Annotated in this window: 16 protein-coding genes; 14 read left to right on the top strand and 2 right to left on the bottom strand. The window is 43.7% G+C overall.

Annotated elements, in window-relative coordinates; genetic code table 11:
• The first annotated feature begins 64 nt into the window (after nt 1–64).
• The 6 genes from NSS94_RS21340 to NSS94_RS21315 all read left to right on the top strand — a co-directional run bounded on the left by NSS94_RS21340 (nt 65) and on the right by NSS94_RS21315 (nt 7,327).
• Nucleotides 65–1,411, top strand: coding sequence for a cellulase family glycosylhydrolase (locus NSS94_RS21340; protein ID WP_341040072.1), 1,347 nt, complete (start codon nt 65–67; stop codon nt 1,409–1,411).
• Nucleotides 1,412–1,589: 178 nt separating this feature from the next.
• Nucleotides 1,590–2,567: a LacI family DNA-binding transcriptional regulator gene (locus NSS94_RS21335; RefSeq protein ID WP_322252795.1), complete on the top strand. Its 978-nt coding sequence runs from the start codon at nt 1,590–1,592 to the stop codon at nt 2,565–2,567.
• A 164-nt stretch (nt 2,568–2,731) separates the two neighbouring features.
• Nucleotides 2,732–4,057 (top strand): ABC transporter substrate-binding protein, encoded by a 1,326-nt coding sequence (locus NSS94_RS21330; RefSeq protein ID WP_029519359.1) that lies wholly within the window; start codon nt 2,732–2,734, stop codon nt 4,055–4,057.
• Nucleotides 4,058–4,116: 59 nt separating this feature from the next.
• A complete protein-coding gene (locus NSS94_RS21325) occupies nt 4,117–5,001 on the top strand; it encodes a carbohydrate ABC transporter permease (RefSeq protein ID WP_029519358.1) in 885 nt (294 codons plus the stop codon).
• Entirely contained in the window at nt 5,001–5,828 is an 828-nt protein-coding gene (locus NSS94_RS21320; protein ID WP_029519357.1) for a carbohydrate ABC transporter permease, read from the top strand. The genes NSS94_RS21325 and NSS94_RS21320 overlap by 1 nt, the downstream gene beginning before the upstream one ends.
• 83 nt (nt 5,829–5,911) lie before the next feature.
• The gene (locus NSS94_RS21315; RefSeq protein WP_029519355.1) at nt 5,912–7,327 is read left to right on the top strand and encodes a glycoside hydrolase family 32 protein; all 1,416 of its coding nucleotides are present in this window, start codon (nt 5,912–5,914) and stop codon (nt 7,325–7,327) included.
• A 75-nt stretch (nt 7,328–7,402) separates the two neighbouring features.
• Here NSS94_RS21315 and NSS94_RS21310 read toward each other — a convergent pair whose 3' ends face one another.
• The gene (locus tag NSS94_RS21310; protein WP_341040070.1) at nt 7,403–8,590 is read right to left on the bottom strand and encodes a macrolide family glycosyltransferase; all 1,188 of its coding nucleotides are present in this window, start codon (nt 8,588–8,590) and stop codon (nt 7,403–7,405) included.
• Between the two features lie 199 nt (nt 8,591–8,789).
• Between NSS94_RS21310 and NSS94_RS21305 the strand changes: the two genes are divergently transcribed.
• The 8 genes from NSS94_RS21305 (at nt 8,790) to NSS94_RS21270 (ending at nt 17,625) form a co-directional block, all read left to right on the top strand.
• Complete coding sequence (locus NSS94_RS21305) at nt 8,790–8,984, top strand: H-type small acid-soluble spore protein (protein ID WP_016820419.1); 195 nt, start codon at nt 8,790–8,792, stop codon at nt 8,982–8,984.
• A gap of 18 nt (nt 8,985–9,002) precedes the next feature.
• Nucleotides 9,003–9,173: a hypothetical protein gene (locus NSS94_RS21300; protein ID WP_013373210.1), complete on the top strand. Its 171-nt coding sequence runs from the start codon at nt 9,003–9,005 to the stop codon at nt 9,171–9,173.
• A 252-nt stretch (nt 9,174–9,425) separates the two neighbouring features.
• The gene (locus NSS94_RS21295) at nt 9,426–10,664 is read left to right on the top strand and encodes a sensor histidine kinase (RefSeq protein WP_341040069.1); all 1,239 of its coding nucleotides are present in this window, start codon (nt 9,426–9,428) and stop codon (nt 10,662–10,664) included.
• Nucleotides 10,661–11,311, top strand: a complete 651-nt coding sequence (locus tag NSS94_RS21290) for a response regulator transcription factor (RefSeq protein ID WP_341040065.1) — start codon at nt 10,661–10,663, stop codon at nt 11,309–11,311. The genes NSS94_RS21295 and NSS94_RS21290 overlap by 4 nt, the downstream gene beginning before the upstream one ends.
• Nucleotides 11,312–11,483: 172 nt before the next feature.
• The gene (locus NSS94_RS21285) at nt 11,484–12,905 is read left to right on the top strand and encodes an efflux RND transporter periplasmic adaptor subunit (RefSeq protein WP_165149524.1); all 1,422 of its coding nucleotides are present in this window, start codon (nt 11,484–11,486) and stop codon (nt 12,903–12,905) included.
• Entirely contained in the window at nt 12,902–16,012 is a 3,111-nt protein-coding gene (locus NSS94_RS21280) for an efflux RND transporter permease subunit (RefSeq protein WP_341040064.1), read from the top strand. The genes NSS94_RS21285 and NSS94_RS21280 overlap by 4 nt, the downstream gene beginning before the upstream one ends.
• 127 nt (nt 16,013–16,139) lie before the next feature.
• Nucleotides 16,140–16,601: a MarR family winged helix-turn-helix transcriptional regulator gene (locus NSS94_RS21275; protein WP_307353534.1), complete on the top strand. Its 462-nt coding sequence runs from the start codon at nt 16,140–16,142 to the stop codon at nt 16,599–16,601.
• Nucleotides 16,588–17,625: a threonine aldolase family protein gene (locus NSS94_RS21270; protein WP_340956946.1), complete on the top strand. Its 1,038-nt coding sequence runs from the start codon at nt 16,588–16,590 to the stop codon at nt 17,623–17,625. Before NSS94_RS21275 ends, NSS94_RS21270 begins: the two co-directional genes overlap by 14 nt.
• Before the next feature lie 222 nt (nt 17,626–17,847).
• Here NSS94_RS21270 and NSS94_RS21265 read toward each other — a convergent pair whose 3' ends face one another.
• Nucleotides 17,848–18,687 carry a helix-turn-helix transcriptional regulator gene (locus tag NSS94_RS21265; protein WP_023990412.1) on the bottom strand — a complete coding sequence of 280 codons (840 nt, stop codon included), beginning with the start codon at nt 18,685–18,687 and terminating at the stop codon, nt 17,848–17,850.
• Between the last annotated feature and the right edge of the window lie 7 nt (nt 18,688–18,694).

The raw sequence follows: 18,694 nt of genomic DNA, 5'->3' as shown, positions 1-18,694 counted from the left end.
ATGTTTATACCATTTTATTCTTTTGGTATAATAGTCAATTAATTTTTGAAGAGGAGGCCTTTCTTTGAAAAAATTAGGTATGGTATGTAAAATAGCTCTGATACTTGTATTCTTATTGCCTTTAACACCGGTCTTTGGCCAACATATAGATGCATGGTCAGGTATGCCTATGGGAAAGCTCCATGTCAGGGGCAATCAATTGGTGAACAGCAGCGGAAAACCTGTTGTTTTAAGTGGCTGGCATCAGCCGTCGGGGGCATACTGGACCTATCAAAATAGTAATTATTATCTCAATTTAAATGGTAACAATCGTCATGCAGCAATTTTGGCTTATTTGAAGGATATCACTGACACCTTTGCAGACACCAGACCGAAGTATGGAAGCAACCACGGCTGGTATATGAATCAGGTCCGATTGTTTATTGACCGCCAGGATATGGGAGATGTGGCCGCAGGGTCATACAATTTCTCAGGTTTACAAGCAGCTACACAAAATGTGATTATTCCATACATCAATTATGCGAAAACAAAGGGCATTTATGTTACCCTTGGTCTTGATTTCACTTTGGCTAACGACCAGGCTACAACACAATCCAATCTGGACAAATTCAATCAAATATGGGGGTATCTTGCCTCGCAGCCGGCTATTAATAGCGCGGATAACGTCATGTTTGAACTGATCAACGAGCCTATTAAGTCATATGCGAATGGGCATTGGGGAGGCTATCCTGGTGAAAATGATTTTGTTGACCATTGGAATGATCTGAGAAGATTCCAAAACTCTATCATTTCCACGATTCGAAGTAAAGGAGCGGATAATGTCATCTGGGCTGCAGGACTTGGATACAACCAATTTTACAGCCCGGCGGCAAAACACCCGCTGATAGATCCATTGAACAACTACGGCTATGCTGTCCACTGGTATCCGGGCTACGGAGCGCATGATAACAAGGACAAGCTACAATCGCAATGGGATTCCAACATTAAGGCGGCAGCTCAAGCCTATCCAATAAATATCACAGAATTTACCTGGTTCAAAACACAGCCCGGCGATTCGGAGTACTGGAATTTGTTTAACGGCTCTAATAATGGATTTGGGCAAAACACGAAGTCCATTTTTACAGCAGCCGGTAATGTCAGCATGACCGCACACATGAATGGCTTTCTGCTGGAAGCTGGAGCAAGGAGTTCATTTGCGGACCCAACAGCCGGGTTAAAGTGGGATGGCGATAACCGACGTCAGGCGATGGCCCGCTTCTTGTTTGACTGGTACTATGAGCGTGCACGGACCTATCCGAGAGCACTACTCCAGAACAGTGAATCAGCAACGGATGATGTGCCTGTGGCTGCACCGACTGATGTGCTTACAGATACATACATTAATGCACCGACGGACGCACAATCAGAATGATGTTAATACTTTCAGCTACCGACAGCCTTTCCAATTGGATAGGCTGTCGTATTATCTTATAGAAATGACTAGTGTAAGATTGACGGTCATTATGAGGCCTTCCGTTATGTAAAGTTGTTGAAATGATGGGGAGAGAGTATAGTTTGTATGTATTTATTTTGTACGGGAAGAGGTTCATATGGCGACAATTCATGATGTAGCATTAAAAGCAGGCGTGTCGGTCACTACCGTATCCCGTGTAATGAATAACCGGGGATATATCAGCGAAACTACACGCAAAAAAGTGTTCGACGCAATGGAGGAACTTAATTATCAACCAAATGAAATAGCACGATCTCTGCTACGTAAGCAGTCCAATATTATTGGCCTTATTATTCCCAATGTCTCGCATCCTTTCTTCAGTGAGCTTGCCAATCAGGTTGAGTATTACGCCTATCAGCATGGCTGCAAGGTCCTGCTGTGCAATTCACATATGGATCCCGTGAAAGAGAAAGTGTATATTGATATGTTGAAGCGGAACCGGGTGGATGGCATCATTATGGGTAGCCATACATTAGAAGTAGAAGAGTACCGACATTTGAATTCACCGATCGTGACGTTTGATAGGCAGATTGACCCGTATATTCCTTACATATCCTCGGATAATTATCGCGGAGGCGAGCTGGCTACGGAGCTGCTCATTCGCAAAGGCTGCCGGAAAATTGCCCATATCTGCGGAAATCTGGAGCTGAACATGCTGTCCAATGAGCGGACCAAAGCATTCCGGGATGTGGTGGGTAAGCATAATGTCCAGCATGTGATTGTTCAAACAGACTTGAATGTGTTCGACCAGAAGGAGTACGAGCGGATCATTTCAAAACTCGTTCATGAACATCCGGATGTGGATGGGGTATTCGCAACAAGTGATATTATTGCTGCTTTCGCGCTGAAGGAATATATTCGCGCTGGAAGGCATGTGCCAGAGAATGTGCGTATTGTAGGCTTCGATGATGTAAGCGTTGCTTCCTGGCTGACGCCAGAACTTACATCGGTAAGACAGCCGATTGCAGAGATCGGCAGGCTGGCGGTCGAGCTGATCCGCAGGCAGGCGGAGGGGGAGCAGGTACAACCTGTCAATCTGTTGCCTGTTGAACTAATTGAGCGTGCAACGACCTGAATGAAAATCTGTTCCTCTAACAAGGGGAACAGATTTTTTTTAGTACATGCTAAGGGAATAACATGTCAAACGATTGACACAAGTTAAACCTTTGACATATAATCCGTTTGTAAGCGTTTTATTTAAGTGTTCAGAGCCATTATATAAATAAGGGGATGACAACAGTGAGTAAATTCAAAAGAGTTCAATGGATGGTAATGCTGCTTCTTTTAGTTATGGTGGTGTCTGCATGTGGTGGCTCCGGTGGAGAAGGTAATTCGGCTTCTGGAGGGGGATCAGGGGATTCGAAAAATGTGAAGATTACGCTTTTGAACTCCAAAGGCGAAATCCTTCCACAGCTGGAGGAAGCCGCTAAGGCCTTCCAGAAAGACAATCCGGGTATTACTGTTGAAATCCAGCCGGTTCCGACTGGTGGGTCGCCTTTTGAGCGTGCCTCCGCTTTGTACGCATCCGGAAACCCGCCGACCATGATCATGCTAGATACAGGTGATGTGGAGAAGTTCAAGGACCGTATCCTCGATCTGAGCGGAGAAAAGTGGAATAAGGACACAGTTGAAAACGCTACCACAGCTACGACGGTTGACGGCAAAAATTACGCGTTTCCGCTGGCTGTTGAAGGCTACGGATTCATTTACAACAAAGCCGTTGTAGATAAAGCGGTAGGCGGAAGCTTTGATCCTACCACAATTAAAACCCGAAATGACCTTGAAAAACTGTTTCAGCAAATTGAGGCATCTGGTAAGAAAGCATTGGTGATTTCACCAATGGACTGGTCTCTGGGCGCTCATTATTTGCCTCTTGCTTATGCAGGCCAGAACAAAGACATGGCTGAAGTGGACAAATTCATGGCGTCACTAAAAACGGGCCAGGCTAGCTTGGCTAATAATCCTGTATTTAACGGACTTATGGATACATTCGACCTCATGATGAAATACAACATCGATCAGGCTTCTCCGCTAGCAGGAGCTTATGAACGCGGACCGGAGCTGCTCGGCAAAGGTGAAGTTGGCATTTGGTTCATGGGCAACTGGGCATGGCCGCAAATCAACAGTTTTGATACGGCTAACAAAGAATATGGTTTCTTGCCTGTACCCATCAGTAACAATGCCGATGACTACGGCAATCAGGAGATTTCGTCCGCTGTATCCAAGCGCATTGTTATTGACAAGGAGAAGACTACTCCGGAACAGCAAGATGCGGCGAAGAAGTTCCTGAACTGGATCGTATATGATGAGAAAGGCCAGGATTTCCTCGTGAACCAAGCGAACATTATCCCGGCGTTCAAAAATATTACACTGCCTGCGGCCGACCCGCTTGGCAAGTCCATCCAGGATTATATTGCAAAAGGCAAGTCAGAGCAGTCGATGAGCATGCTGCCTGCGGACCACTGGTCTAAGACAGGATCTTCCATGCAAAAGTATCTGGCGAAACAGGGAGATCGTGCAACACTGGTTAAAGAAATCGAAAACTACTGGAAAACCGTTAAATAAGGTTGTTTTCAAATTACCTGGAATAGAGAGAGAAACCCGAAACAAAGGAAGGGATCATCATGATTACGGAAAAAGGAGTATGGAACCGGCTGCGGACGCGGCTACTGTTTACGGGCCCAACCTTGTTTGCCTTCATAACGGTAATGATTATTCCATTTTTGTATGGCATCTATCTGACGTTCACAAACTGGGATGGTATTTCCACCACACTATCGCTGGTAGGCATCCAAAACTATCTGGCTGTTTTTAGAGATATCGAGTTTTGGAAGTCATTCGGCTTGACGCTCAAGTATGTGTTTTATACCGTTGTTCTTATCAATGTGATCGCTTTTATGCTGGCTTATGTGCTGACTAAAGGGTTAAAAGGGCAGAGTATTTTCCGGGCAGGATTTTTCCTGCCCAACCTTGTCGGGGGCATTGTACTCGGTTTTATCTGGCAGTTTATATTCAACAACGTGCTTGTCTATTTGGGACAACATGCCAGTATACAGTCGCTCAGCACGACTTGGCTGGCTGATCCCGACAAAGCGTTCTGGGCACTCGTGATTGTAACGGTGTGGCAGAACGCGGGTTACATGATGGTCATTTACATCGCGGGATTGACGGGTGTGCCGAATGATATTATGGAGGCCGCAAGCATTGATGGGGCAAACAGCTGGACCAGACTGCGGAAAATGGTATTGCCCTTGATGGTTCCTTCTTTCATCGTATGTATATTTTTGTCCCTGCAACGCGGATTTATGGTCTATGACGTGAACCTTGCGCTCACGAAAGGTGGGCCGTTCAGCAGTACTCAAATGGTGTCGATGCATGTGTATGAAAAGGCATTCCTTTCCCGTGATTATGGTGTGGGGCAAGCAGAAGCATTCGTGTTGTTCCTGATGGTTGCTCTCATCACTCTGCTTCAGGTTTATTTTAGTAAGAAGTTGGAGGTGGAGGCGTAATGACAAGAAAAAGAGTTGCTTCCTCCGTAATCAAATTCATTGTGCTGACAGTCATACTCATATTGTTCATCGTACCGTTCGTCTTTCTGCTGATCAATTCGTTCAAAGAAAACATGGCCATCACCTCAAATCCGTTATCGCTTCCAGAGAGCTTCAGTATGGTCAATTATATGAATGCATTTGATAAAATGAATTACATCGCTGCCTTCACCAACTCATTGGTCATAACGGTGTTAAGCGTTCTGTTTATATCGCTGTTTGCGGCGATGACGGCTCATTATTTTGTCAGAAACAACACCAAGTTCAACCAATATACATTTATGCTGATGGTTGCATCCATGATCATTCCATTCCAGGCTATCATGATTCCATTGGTGAAAATCTACGGGTCACTTGATCTGCTGAACAGTAAGTGGTCGCTGATTTATATGTATATCGGTTTTGGTAGCTCGCTGGCCGTCTTCATTTATCATGGTTTCGTAAAGAGTATTCCAAAAGAACTGGAGGAAGCGGCGCTAATTGACGGCTGCACGCGGGTTCAAACATTCTTCCGGATCGTGTTTCCGGTACTGATGCCCACGACTGCCACCATTTCCATTCTCAATGTGCTGTGGATCTGGAATGATTTTCTGCTGCCTTCCCTCATTCTGGTCGATCCGGAGCAAAGGACACTTCCGTTGTCCACGTATAACTTTTATGGGACCTATACAGTGGATTATGGTCCATTGATGGCAAGTTTGGTACTGACGATATTTCCGATCATTATCATCTATCTGTTCGCCCAGAAGTATATTATTCAGGGTGTTATGCAAGGTTCGATTAAATAATTGTAGGAGTAGGATGCCTTATCAAACAGACTAGAACGTATACGAGAGAGCGTGCAGATCAATTTATTTCCCAATCGAAGCATATGCTTCGGCCGGATTATCGGCTGAACTACCATTTAATGGCTGAATTCGGCTGGATGAATGATCCGAACGGCTTCATTCAATATAACGGGCAGTATCACTTGTTCTATCAACATTACCCGTATAAATCAGTATGGGGACCGATGCACTGGGGACATGCAGTCAGCCGTGATCTTATGAAGTGGGATTATCTACCGGTCGCTTTGGCACCGGACGGCGAGTTCGACCAGGATGGCTGCTTCTCTGGCAGTGCGATAGAGCAGGACGGGAAGCTTGTCCTGATGTATACCGGACATGTTGTAACCGGGCCTGACAAGGATCAGGATTACAAGCAGTCACAAGGGATTGCAGTATCGGAGGACGGGGTGACATTCGAAAAGTGGGAGGGCAATCCGGTCATCGGTTATGACGCCGTACCGGACACGATCAGCCGTAAAGACTTCCGTGACCCTAAGGTGTTCAGGCACGAAGATCAATATTACGCCGTTCTTGGTTCTAATGATGCCCAAGGGAACGGACTTGTACTGCTTTATCGTTCTGAAGACCTGAAAAGCTGGACGTATGTCAATGTACTAGCCGTGAGTGACGGACGTTTCGGCGATAATTGGGAGTGTCCGGATTTGTTCCCGCTTGGCGGTCGGCACGTATTTATGCTGTCTCCACAGCGCATGCCCCCTCAGGGAGAAGCATACCGCAATCTGCATTCCACCATGTACGGTATAGGTGATTTCAATGCGGAGGCTGGAACATTTACGGCAGAGCGGTATGCTCAGGTAGATCACGGATTCGATTTCTATGCCCCGCAGTCAACCTTGGATGATAAAGGGCGGCGAATCGTCATCGGATGGATGGATATGTGGGAGTCGGAGATGCCGACCCAGCAAGGGCACCATTGGGCGGGTGCAATGAGTCTTCCGCGGGAAGCGGTTATCGACCACGACAGATTGCTGTTCCGTCCGCTTGAAGAGGTGGAAAATTACCGATCCAATCTGTTCGAACAGCGGGATATCTTGCTGACAGGCGAGCAGATCATGGAAACGTTCGGAGATAGCTACGAACTGAAGGCGGTATTTGAGTTCGAAGCCAGTAACACCAATGAATTCGGCTTGAAGCTGCGAGTGGGCGACGAAGAGGAGACTGTACTCTCGTATCGTCCCGATGACGGTCTGTTCCGTTTTAACCGTGAGCGTGCAGGTATAGGCCCGGGCGGAGAGAGAAGAGTGCCTTTAAACTTAAACGAGGGCCGTCTGGAGCTTCGGATTTTTGTCGATAAAAGCTCGGTGGAAATATTCATCGGCGACGGTGAATACGTCCTCACAGGAAGAGTGTATCCGGGAGCAGAATCTACAGGCATTCGAGCGTTCACGAGCGGAAAGTGTACGATGGCTTCGTTTCAGAAGTGGGATATCTCCACATAGAAATGCATGATAAACAGGAACCCGACCCTTGATGGTCAGGGCTCCTGTTTTTTTGTAGAATTGTAATCGTGTGATTTACACAAGCTTATTTTGAAGATAGGCATCAATTTTTGCGAGGGCTTCTTCTGTACCGCCAGATTGCTGGAAGCTATCATTTATTTTTTGTACGCCCTCTTTATACGTTGCGTTCGACAGTACCTCATGTACGGCATCTCTTAACGATTGTACATTGATGTGGTCTTTGGTTATGCGATAGCCAGCTTGAAGTTCTGTTAACCGCTGCGCGACCATGGGCTGATCCTTGTCCTGCGGCAGTACAACCAAGGGTACGTTAAAGTGAATTCCTTCATTTACACTATTCATTCCACCATGAGTAATAAACACATCTGAATGACGTAATACCTCCAATTGGGGAACATAGGGCGAGATGATAAAGTGCTCTGGCGCCGGATTGATTTTCGTAAAGTCAGCTTTCTCGCCAGCTGCAATCACGACGATACCTTCAAAATCGGAAAAAGCTTCAATACAGGTGTTAAAAAAGTCTTCAGTATGGTCCAGAACAGTTCCCATCGAAATATACAAAACCTTTTTATCCTCTAGTCTGTCCAGTGGAAATGAATTTTCCCCTTTACGTTCTGGAAAGTTGGGACCAATAAAGAGATTCTCGTCACCATACTGTTCACCGTCTGGTTGGAAATATCGACTGGTATATACAACATTCAAAGCCCCTGTATTGCTCATAAATTGAACCATATTTTCGGGAGCAACACCGAACCTTTCTTTCATGAGCTGCAGTGAGGTCGTGGCATGTTCATCAAGTTGAAACGGCTCTTTTTCATTAAAGCGAAAGAGATTGGTAGCCATCCGATTCTGTGAAATCAGAAAAGATGGGGAGGAAGCAATACCAGGGATTTTCAAATAGTCTCTAACTAACTCGCCAGCTCCGAATCTATCATAGAATACAAAGTCAAAATCAATGCTTTTAGACAGTTGCTGAGTAATTGCTAATATGTCCAGCGAAGTCTGAATATGAATTTTCATAAATGCACTCAACCCATCCGGAGTATTGGAATCAATAGAAGCGGTCCTGACCAGATCAGAATGCAGGTGAACCTTCGCTCCAACTGCTTCGAGTCTGTCCTTGTATTTCTCAGTTGTAATGTAATGTACTTGGTCCCCTCGTGCTGCAAAGGCTTGCGTCATCCCAATCGTAGGGTTCACATGTCCTTCTGCCGGAAAGTTAACCATTAATATGTTTAACATTCATCATTACTCCTTTTCTCTACAATTAAGATTGCAGTTTTCACTGAATCTCTCAATCCATAATAACAATAATATTTATTTTTTCAAATGATATCCTTTCAAGATCGTGAAACACATGTTGGCATGAAATATGTATAACAAATATTTACCTCGTGCATAGTAAGGGGGAACTCTACTTAGCAAGGGAGGTTTTTTCTAAGTGAATGTTCAAAGAGCGCAAGAAATAGCGTCTTCTTCCATAATGGCGAATGTGTTGTGTGATGGGCTACCCATTTATATTCAGCATGTGAATGAACAGCGTGAGACGGCACGGATCTATGCGCTGAACAACCCGGAAGAAGAACGGGAAGTACCTTTGTACGCGTTAACAGAACGAGATCAGACCCTTGAATAGAAAGGAGCGACGTGAAAAATGAAACCGAACCAACAGAAAGAGATTGAGGCAGATCGTTTGAACTTTCGTGATCAGACGGATGATGTGGTCAGAGAAGTACCGGCCACAACGGATGCCAGCGAAGCTGTTGCAGCAATGACTTCACATATCAATAAATACGATGTACCAGATGAGTTGGAAGAAGAATAGTAAGTGGTCAAGCGCGCACAGGATAACCTGCTGCGTGCTTTTTATATGACGCATAACTTGGATGGTATCAAACAAAAAGTATTCAATGCCCAAACGTACAAGTGAAGCTGCCCATGTGTACGTTTTTTTCTTTTCGTTTTTTTGTAAAATAATATATAAATGATTTCTGCTCAAACTAAATGGACTAGGCCGTCATAGTGCCATTATCTCTATTAAGTCGAAAAGCCGAATTTAGAATTGTAGGAGGGAATTATGAACGATGAATTCAATGTACAGGTCCAGAATGTAGATCCGGAAATAAGTGAAAGTGAAGGTGAATTTGAGAAGAAAGATATTTCAAAAGTATTAACTATAATATGGATTTTTATAATTTATAGTGAGTCTGTCATTCTTCAACATTTGTCTAGTGGTCTAAATCTGCTGCAAAGTGTCTTATTTACTGTAATCGTCATATTACACATCCTCTTGTACTTGCATGCTCAAAGAGTTGCAAAATATTTTTCATGGGCTTATTTTGTTGTGCAAGGGGGATTGATCTTTTCAAGTGCATTTCTTCTACCTGACAGTTTCTCCATTGTGCTGGTTGGGTTAATGCCAATTTTGGTGGGTCAGAGTATAGGTATTTATTACAAGCCGCTTAAGGTCATTCTTGTATTTTTGATTTCCTATGTACTTTTTTGTGTGGCTGTAGTCTGGCATAATGATGGCAGGCAATTTGTATTGTTCATCCCGCTATTTTTTCTCATTGCAGTTGTTATAGTAGCTTATGCCATTCTTTTTCTCAAACAAGTTCAAGCACGAATCCGAACGCAAAACGTTCTTAAAGAACTTGAAATCGCACATCAAAAGGTCGAAGAACTTACAATCGCTAACGAACGACAACGTATGGCCCGTGATCTTCATGATACGCTGGCGCAGGGACTTGCTGGGCTAATCATGCAACTTGAAGCCATTGATGCTCATCTGACAAAAGGAAGTACGCAAAGAGCTCAGGAGATCGTCCAACAATCGATGTCACAAGTGCGAAGAACATTGTCTGATTCAAGGCGAGCTATAGACAATCTGCGTTCAAAAACCATCTCGGAAGTTGATTTTGCAGAAGCCGTGGAGGAAGAAATACAGCGATTCACAATGGCTACGAGCATTCGTGTAATCCGCAACATCAAAATTAAAGCTTCGGTTCCCAGACTGGTGTTCGAACATGGATTGTTTATTATAAGCGAGTGTTTAACCAACGTAGCGAAGCATTCACATGCTAATACTGTATGGATAAGTATTTTAGATAACGAAGGCAAGATTGGAATCGAGATTCGCGATGATGGAAAAGGATTTGATACGGATATTATTGCCAAGCAAACAGGGCATTACGGAATAATAGGTATATATGAACGTGTACGGATGCTAGGTGGGGAAATTAATATTAACAGTATATCTCAAGAAGGTACAACTATAAAAATAGAGGCGCCTCTTACTAAAGGAGACCTATTATGAAATACAAGATTTTAATCGTCGATGATCATTGGGTAGTTAGAGAAGGATTAAAGCTGGTGCTGGAGACCAATGACAGTTATGAAGTTATTGGTGAAGCTGGAGAAGGTGTAACGGCTCTTAAATTGGTCGAAGAACTTCAGCCGGATGTCATCCTGTTGGATTTATATATGCCGCAAATGAGTGGTTTGGAAACCATGAAAGCCCTCAGAGAAAAACAAAATGAAACGCCAGTCATTATCCTGACGACCTATAACGAAGATGATTTAATGATTAAAGGACTCTCTTTGGGAGCAAAAGGATATTTGTTGAAAGATACCAGTCGGGAAAACCTATTTCGCACTATTGAGTCTGCGCTTAGGGGAGAAACGCTGCTTCAGCCAGAAATAACAGCCCGGGTGTTCGCTGCCACGAATAAGAGAGAAGCTGAGATAGAATCACACGAAAGAAACTTAGTTCTGACTGATAAGGAAAGGCATATATTAAAGTCTGTTGCACATGGTTTTAAAAGTAAGGAAATTGCGTTTGATATGGGAATTTCCGAGCGTACCGTGAAGGCACATTTAACGAATATTTATAATAAGCTTGGTGTTGACTCCAGATCCGAAGCCGTTGCCGTTTCATTGGAACGTGGTATTTTACAGTTGTAGAGATAATAACTGAAAATATGTTATTTCATTGCCCAGTCGTACATAAGGTGCTTGCCCCTTTGTACGATTTTTTTGTTTGTTCATTGTTATAACATGAAAAAAGGATGAAAAAGTTTACTTGACCCACGGGTTGCTGATAGCACCTTTAGAAGAGAGAATCAGGGAGGATGACATGAAGTTGAAGAAAAAAGGAATTAGGATAATGATTGCAGGGGTTGCATTAGCTATCGTAGCTTCCGGTTGCTCCAGTGCAACGGAGAACTCTGTAACAGAAGCCAGTCACCCGGTGAAAGTGGAGAAACTTGCAATGAAACCTTTGGCCAATGATTTTAATTTGGCGGGGACATTGCAGGCAAGTAATGAGGCCAATGTTTCCTTTGAAGCGGATGGACGTATATTGAGCACTATGGTTGAGGTTGGGGATTCAGTAGAAAAAGGGAGTGTCCTTGCGAAGCTAGATACATCCAATTACCAGTTGCAGCTGGATCGGGCAAAGGCAACCATGGAAAAGGCAAAGGCTGGTGTTAGCCAAGCGGAGGCTTCTGTCCAATCGGCACAGGCGGGCATTCATAGTTCGCAATCCCAGGTCAATGCGGCCCAATCGAAATTGCAGGAATTGAACAATGGCGCCAAAAAGCAGGAGATAGCACAGTCTCAAAATGCGGTTACTGTAGCAACTAATAATTATAACAAGAAGAAAGCGGATGCCGCACGCTCCCAAAGTCTATTCCAGGCAGGTGCGGTATCTTTAACGGAAAATGAGAATGCGCAGCTGGAATTAGCAAACGCACAAAAAAGCTTAAGTGATGCGCAAGAGAAATTGTCTCTTTTGCTTGCAGGGGCATCCCAGGAACAGCGTGCCCAAGCTTCGGCCGGCGTAGATCAGGCCAGAGCAGGGCTGGAATCGGCTAGGGCTACTATACAACAAGGGCTAGCCAGTAAAGCTCAGGCACAGGCTACCTATGAGGATGCATTGGCTGCTTATGAACAGTCATCCTTGTCACTGAAAAAAGCGACTTTAACCTCCCCGATCACTGGTGTTGTGATTGAAAAAAAGATATCTGATGGTCAACTGGGCTCCAGTGGAAGTGAGGCATTTGTTGTCGGAAATATCAAGACTTTAAAAGTACTCCTCCCCGTACCAGACAGTGAAATCTTATCGTGGAAGAAAAACCAAAAAGTTAATATATCTCTCTACGATGAAATGAGAACAGGAACCGTCACCCAGATCTATCCATCGACGAACTCCAAAACGGGAAGCATCAATGTGGAAGTTAGCATTCCCAATCCCGAACTGAATTGGAAACCTGGTCAAGTCATCAGCGCATCTAAAAGCATAAATCAAAACGAAGCGCTTTTAGTGCCCGTAGAGGCCGTAATTAGTACGGGAAATGATCCTTATGTCTTTAAAGCTGTAAATGGAAAAGCTGTCAAAACACCGATTAAACTGGGGAAAGTGACTAATAATCAGCTCGAAGTGGTCTCTGGGCTACAGGCAGGCGATCAAATCGTTACGCAAGGAGCAGGAACCTTATTTAATGGTGATTTACTTGGGAATGGTGTACCTGGGAAATCGGAGGAGTCGTCCGAATGATTAAATATATCGTTAAAAAGCAAAAAATTACACTCATTTTCTTCGCCATGTGCATTGTGCTAGGGCTCTACAATTTTACATCGTTACCTAAACAGGAGCAGCCTGATGTTATTCCCTTGTCAGCCAGTGTTACAACCATCTATCCAGGCGCTTCACCTGAAAGAATCGAGCAAACCATTACTAAGGTCATGGAACAGAAAATTAAAGCCGTACAAGGTGTCAAAACGATTTCTTCCACTTCATCTAAAGGCCAATCTAGTATAATAATAGATGCTTTTGAAGATGCGGACCCGACAAAGGTGTGGGCTGATCTTCGTACAAAGGTACAGGATGCACAGTCTGAGCTTCCAGCAGATGCGATGCAGCCCATTATTAATGATAGCATGACAAGCTCTTTCATTGGTTCATACGCGATTACTTCTGATAAAATTGAGAATTTATACGCGTTAAATGAATTGATGAACAAATGGAAAGATCAATTAAAAACGGTCTCGGGTGTTTCGCAAGTTAATATTCAAGGAATACCAGATCAAGAAGTACGAATTAGTTTAGACACACAAAAGATGCAACAATATAACATCTCCTGGGAGCAGGTTGTTCAAGCAATCAAAAATGAGAATGAGAGAGTTCCTACAGGAAGTATGGATTTCAATGAGCGTACTTATCAGCTGACGGTAAATGCCTCTACGGATCCATCTATCCTAAATAACGTCCAGATTTCAAGCAATGACGATGGATACCCGATATCTCTGAAGGATGTAGGGACAGCCTCACTTGTTTTTAAAAAAGCGACTAGTTATACGTATGTGAATAACAAGCCTGCTATTTCCATCAGTGTGAGTGGAGATACAGGCACAGACGTGCCAACGGTATCTAAAGCGACAACAGCCAAAATCAATGAACTTGTGAGCGGTTTGCCGAAGAATGTACATTTTGAACTACTTTTTGCGCAAAATGATCGAGTCGATGAAATGTTTGGAAACCTGACCAAAGAGATGATCATCGCTATTATATCGGTCATTGTTATATGTACATTAGGTTTGAATTTGCTGACTTCAGCATTTGTGGCCTTAGCCATTCCTGTTTCCATCGCCATTGGCTTTATCTTCTTGCCCACAACAGGAATCACGCTGAATCAAATTTCAGTCATCGGATTAATCATCGTATTAGGGATATTGGTTGATGATGCCGTCGTGGTCAATGACAACATTGAACGCCGACGCTCTGAATTTGGGGAAGATGCTACGGAGGCGGCCATTAAAGGGACCAAAGAGGTATCCTTATCGATCATTACAGCTACGCTAGCTACGGTTGCGGCATTTGCCCCGCTTTTATTCCTGCCGGGCACTATTGGTGACTTTATTAAACCGATACCTACCGTTATTTCGTTAACGATGCTGGCTTCCATGATTATGTCGTTAACAATTATTCCTATTTTCCGTCAATGGTACGATCAACGTCGTAAAGGAAAAGAGAGTAGTAAGACAGTTAAGCCACCTGGACTTCTGGGGAATCAAATACAATCTCTATCCAATGTGTACTCTAAAAACTGGATGCCTAGAATACTGCGACGTCCACTGTTAACAGCGCTTATTGGTCTTATGATGGGTACAGCAGCTTATGGACTACTTGCTGTTGTTCCCATTGAATTATTTCCGGATTCCGATCAAGCGGATGCCACGATTAGTGTAACGATGCCAGAAGGAACGTCGTTGCAGGCAACCAATCAAGTTGTAAACGAGATTGGGAGCTGGGTCAAAAAACAGCCAGAAACAGAGCGGCTGGCGGCAACGGCAGGTGGGGGAGCGCCTCAGCTGTACAGCGATGTTGCAGGCGGTCACGGCTCTAGTGGAGCGGTCAACGGCCAAATTGCTGTCGTTGGAAAAGAGGGGCTATTTGATCTCAAAAAAACAGTAGATAACTGGACCCATACGCTACAAGCTAAATATCCATCTGCATTAATCAGCATTCGTGTTCCCCAATTAGGTATTCCGGTCGGCAGTGCGGTGTCTATCCGTATTAAAGGAGAAGACATTGATAAGCTGCAAAACATGACAACTAAAGTCAAAGAAATGGTTGCGGGGACCCCCGGAGCTGTAGATGTGACCGATAATATGGGTATGCAAAGCTATAATCTGAATTTCCAAATCAATCAGCAAGCCTTGGATAAATATCAGGTTAGCTATTCCGATTTAACGCGTACTTTGCTATTAATGGGTGACGGGGTGAATGTAACGGATTTTGATACGGGTAAGGAATTGCTTGATGTCAATATATACATGAACAAACCAAACCATGATCCTGAGGTATTATTCCAACAATTAAGTGTGAACAATGCGGCAAGGGAGCAAATCCCCTTATCCCAATTAGCCACGATGAAACCGGACTTTTCCATCCAACAAATCCACCGCTATGATCTGGAACGGACGGTAACGATCTCAGCCAATGGAAATGGGCGTACGGCTACAGAACTCACTAATGATATCCGTAGCAAACTTACAAATACCCAGTTTGAACCAGGCTACACCTGGGAGATGGGAGGGGAAACATCTGCGCAGTCTGATATGTTTAAGGACTTGGGCAAATTAGCTGTTATTGTTATTTTCCTTATTCTCCTCTTGATCACGATGCAGTTTTACTCCGTCTCCACACCGCTCATTATTATGACCACTGTGTATCTGGCAGCGGCAGGCGGAATTCTTGGAAGTTTTATTTCAGGGATGCCCATTGGATTCATGAGTATTATGGGGATCATTTCACTTGCTGGTATCGTCGTGCGTAACGGTATCGTGTTGATAGAGTTTATTGAAGATGCGCGGCGTGAAGGCGCTGATTTAACAGACGCCATTCTAATGGCATGCTCTGCACGTTTCCGTCCGATCTTGCTTACTTCGCTAACTGCGATAGTGGGTATGATTCCTATTGCCACAATAGGGGAGATCTTGTTCAAACCGTTGGCAACGACCATTATTTTCGGACTGATTTTTTCAACCATTTTAACATTGTTTGTAGTTCCGACTCTGTATATGGTCGTAGCTCATCTGAAGCTGAAACGGAAGCATAAGAAGGACAAGGCTATAAATAGCGATAGCTCATTGACCTTGTAGGTAAATATATAATTACAGGATCGTACATTAGGCGAGAGTCTTAATGTACGATTTTTTTATTTCATTGACATAGTCCACAAAAATCTTTACTATAATTGTTGCAAAAGTCCACTAAATAGGGGGAGTTATGATCAATATAGATGCTAATATCATAGCGGATATGAGGCGTTTTAATCGGTTCTATACGAATATACTGGGTGTTTTGGATAGACATGTGCTGGATAGCGGATATTCCTTTACCGAGGCTCGTGTCATTATAGAGATCGGGTTGATCGAGCCATGTATAGCGAATACTCTAGTTGAATCTCTTAAAATTGATCGCAGCTATATGAGTAGGATCATTGCTAAATTTTGCAAAGAGGGCTTTCTTGTTAAGGAAAATTCAACGTTGGATAATAGAACAAATCTGATTCGTTTGACTCCTAAAGGAAAGGCGTTCTATAACCAACTGAATGAAAGGTCTGATGAACAAATTCTAAAATTAGTTCAAGGACTTTCAGAAGAAGAGATACAAGAATTGCATGCTTCTATGTTGTTAATTCAGAAGAAATTGGATAATTTGGAGAGGATACAGAATGATACGATTTGAATGCGACTATACCGAAGGTGCCCATGAGCGCATATTAAAGCGACTACTGGAGACGAATGATGAACAAACTCCAGGTTATGGTGTGGATGATCATTGTGAAAAAGCTAGAGCATATATTAAAGAAGCATGTGACTCCCCAAATGCGGATGTACACTTTTTGGTTGGAGGTACACAGACCAATACCACCGTCATTTCTTCTATTCTGCGTCCGCATCAAGGCGTCGTTGCTGCAGTTTCTGGACATGTGGCCGTTCATGAAACCGGAGCGATTGAAGCTGTTGGACATAAAATACTTACTTTGCCAAGCGGGGATGGGAAGATCCGGGCCGAGCAGGTACAAGATTTGTATGACGCTCACTGGAATGATGCCGCTCCTGAGCATAGTGTACAGCCCGGGATGGTTTATATTTCCCAACCTACTGAGAATGGAACGATCTATAGCAAAGCAGAGCTGGAAGCATTAAGTAGAGTCTGTCAAGAATGTGGTTTACCACTGTTCATAGATGGAGCCCGATTAGGCTATGGCTTGGTGGCCGAAGATAGCGATGCATCTTTAGCGGATATAGCACAGCTTTGCGATGTGTTTTATATTGGCGGGACAAAAATTGGAGCATTGATGGGAGAAGCCGTAGTCATTCTAAATGATACATTGAAAAAAGATTTCCGATATATGATCAAGCAAAAAGGAGGACTGCTGGCTAAGGGAAGAATGTTGGGCATTCAATTCGAAACTTTGTTTGAAGACGGTTTATACGTTGAAATCTCCAAACACGCTATAGATATGGCAATGCTGCTTCAAAGCGGATTATCTGAGCAAGGTTTTTCTTTTCAATACCGTTCTACAACCAATCAGCAGTTTCCGATTTTACCAGATCGTATACTAAAGGCATTGAGTGAAAAATATACTTACTCCTTTTGGGAAAAGGTTGATGATACACATAGTGCAGTTCGATTCTGTACCAGTTGGGCTACGAAGAAAGAAAATGTTGAATTGCTGATTCAGGATATTAAAGCATTGCAATAATGGTCATAGAAAGAGTAATTTATAATTTTAAAGATGTAAAATGACTATGTAATAGCCATACTTCGGTGCACGCATTGCAGCGAAGTATGGTTTTTTTGTGCATTTTACTTATTCCAACGCGGCTTGTATTTAGTTCCATGAAAGAGCAAGTGGATATAAAAATGGAAAAACAAGACAAGAGCGGAGGTATAAAATTGGCGTCTAATTCTTTACACTGAATATCTACCGAACCTGCTTGCGGTACTGAAGAGGAGAGAGCCCAGTTATTTTTTTAAAGATTTTATTAAAGTGGGAAGCATGACCGAACCCGACATCCTCTGCAATATGCTGGATTTTGTCTTTGGTGGTTCGAAGTCTGGTTTGGGCCGCCCTGACCCGCACTACGCGGATGTATTCGCTGAAATGAAAACCAGTCAACTTTAGAAAGATACGGCTTAGGTAAGCTGGACTAATGAAAAAGCAGGCAGCCACTTGTTCGAGAGTTAACGGTTCATTGTAATGATCCTGAATAAAAGAAGAAATTTCCGTGATTTTCTGATGCATGGGATGGGAGGAGACAGGTTCACTACGCTCGATCGCTTCCGATCGGTGCACCAGGATAAGCATTTCCAGCAGTAAATGCTGTACGCAACGGTCATGCAGAGGCTGCTTATTCCTGCATTCGGTATTCATCTGTAGGAATAAACGTTCAACCTCCACTTGCTCTCTCGCAGGTAAGCGAAGTAACGCGGATTGCTGATATGGCGGCAGGTCAAGAATGTCATGATCCTGCTGTGGGAGAAACGTCGGAGAAAAATGAATCAAAATGCGCTCTGTTTCCTGCAATTGCGTACTGGCGGTAGAGTGCAAGTCATGAGGAAGGATGAATATCAGATCCCCCTTGCGAGCGGTGTATACCTTGCCATTCATAAAATAGATGCGTTCGCCTCGCAGTAAGAGATACAGCTCATAGTTCTCGTGGACATGAGGCCGGGGCATAACTGTGAAACCGGTACGATAGATGTGATGAATGGAGAATTGTTGTTCGCCAATGACATATTTATCTTCTTTCATTTCATTCATGTGCTTC

The organism is Paenibacillus sp. FSL L8-0644, from assembly GCF_038008165.1.
GTDB lineage: Bacteria > Bacillota > Bacilli > Paenibacillales > Paenibacillaceae > Paenibacillus > Paenibacillus polymyxa_D.
Note: the sequence above shows the minus strand (reverse complement) of the source record. Positions and strands in the feature narration are given on the sequence as shown.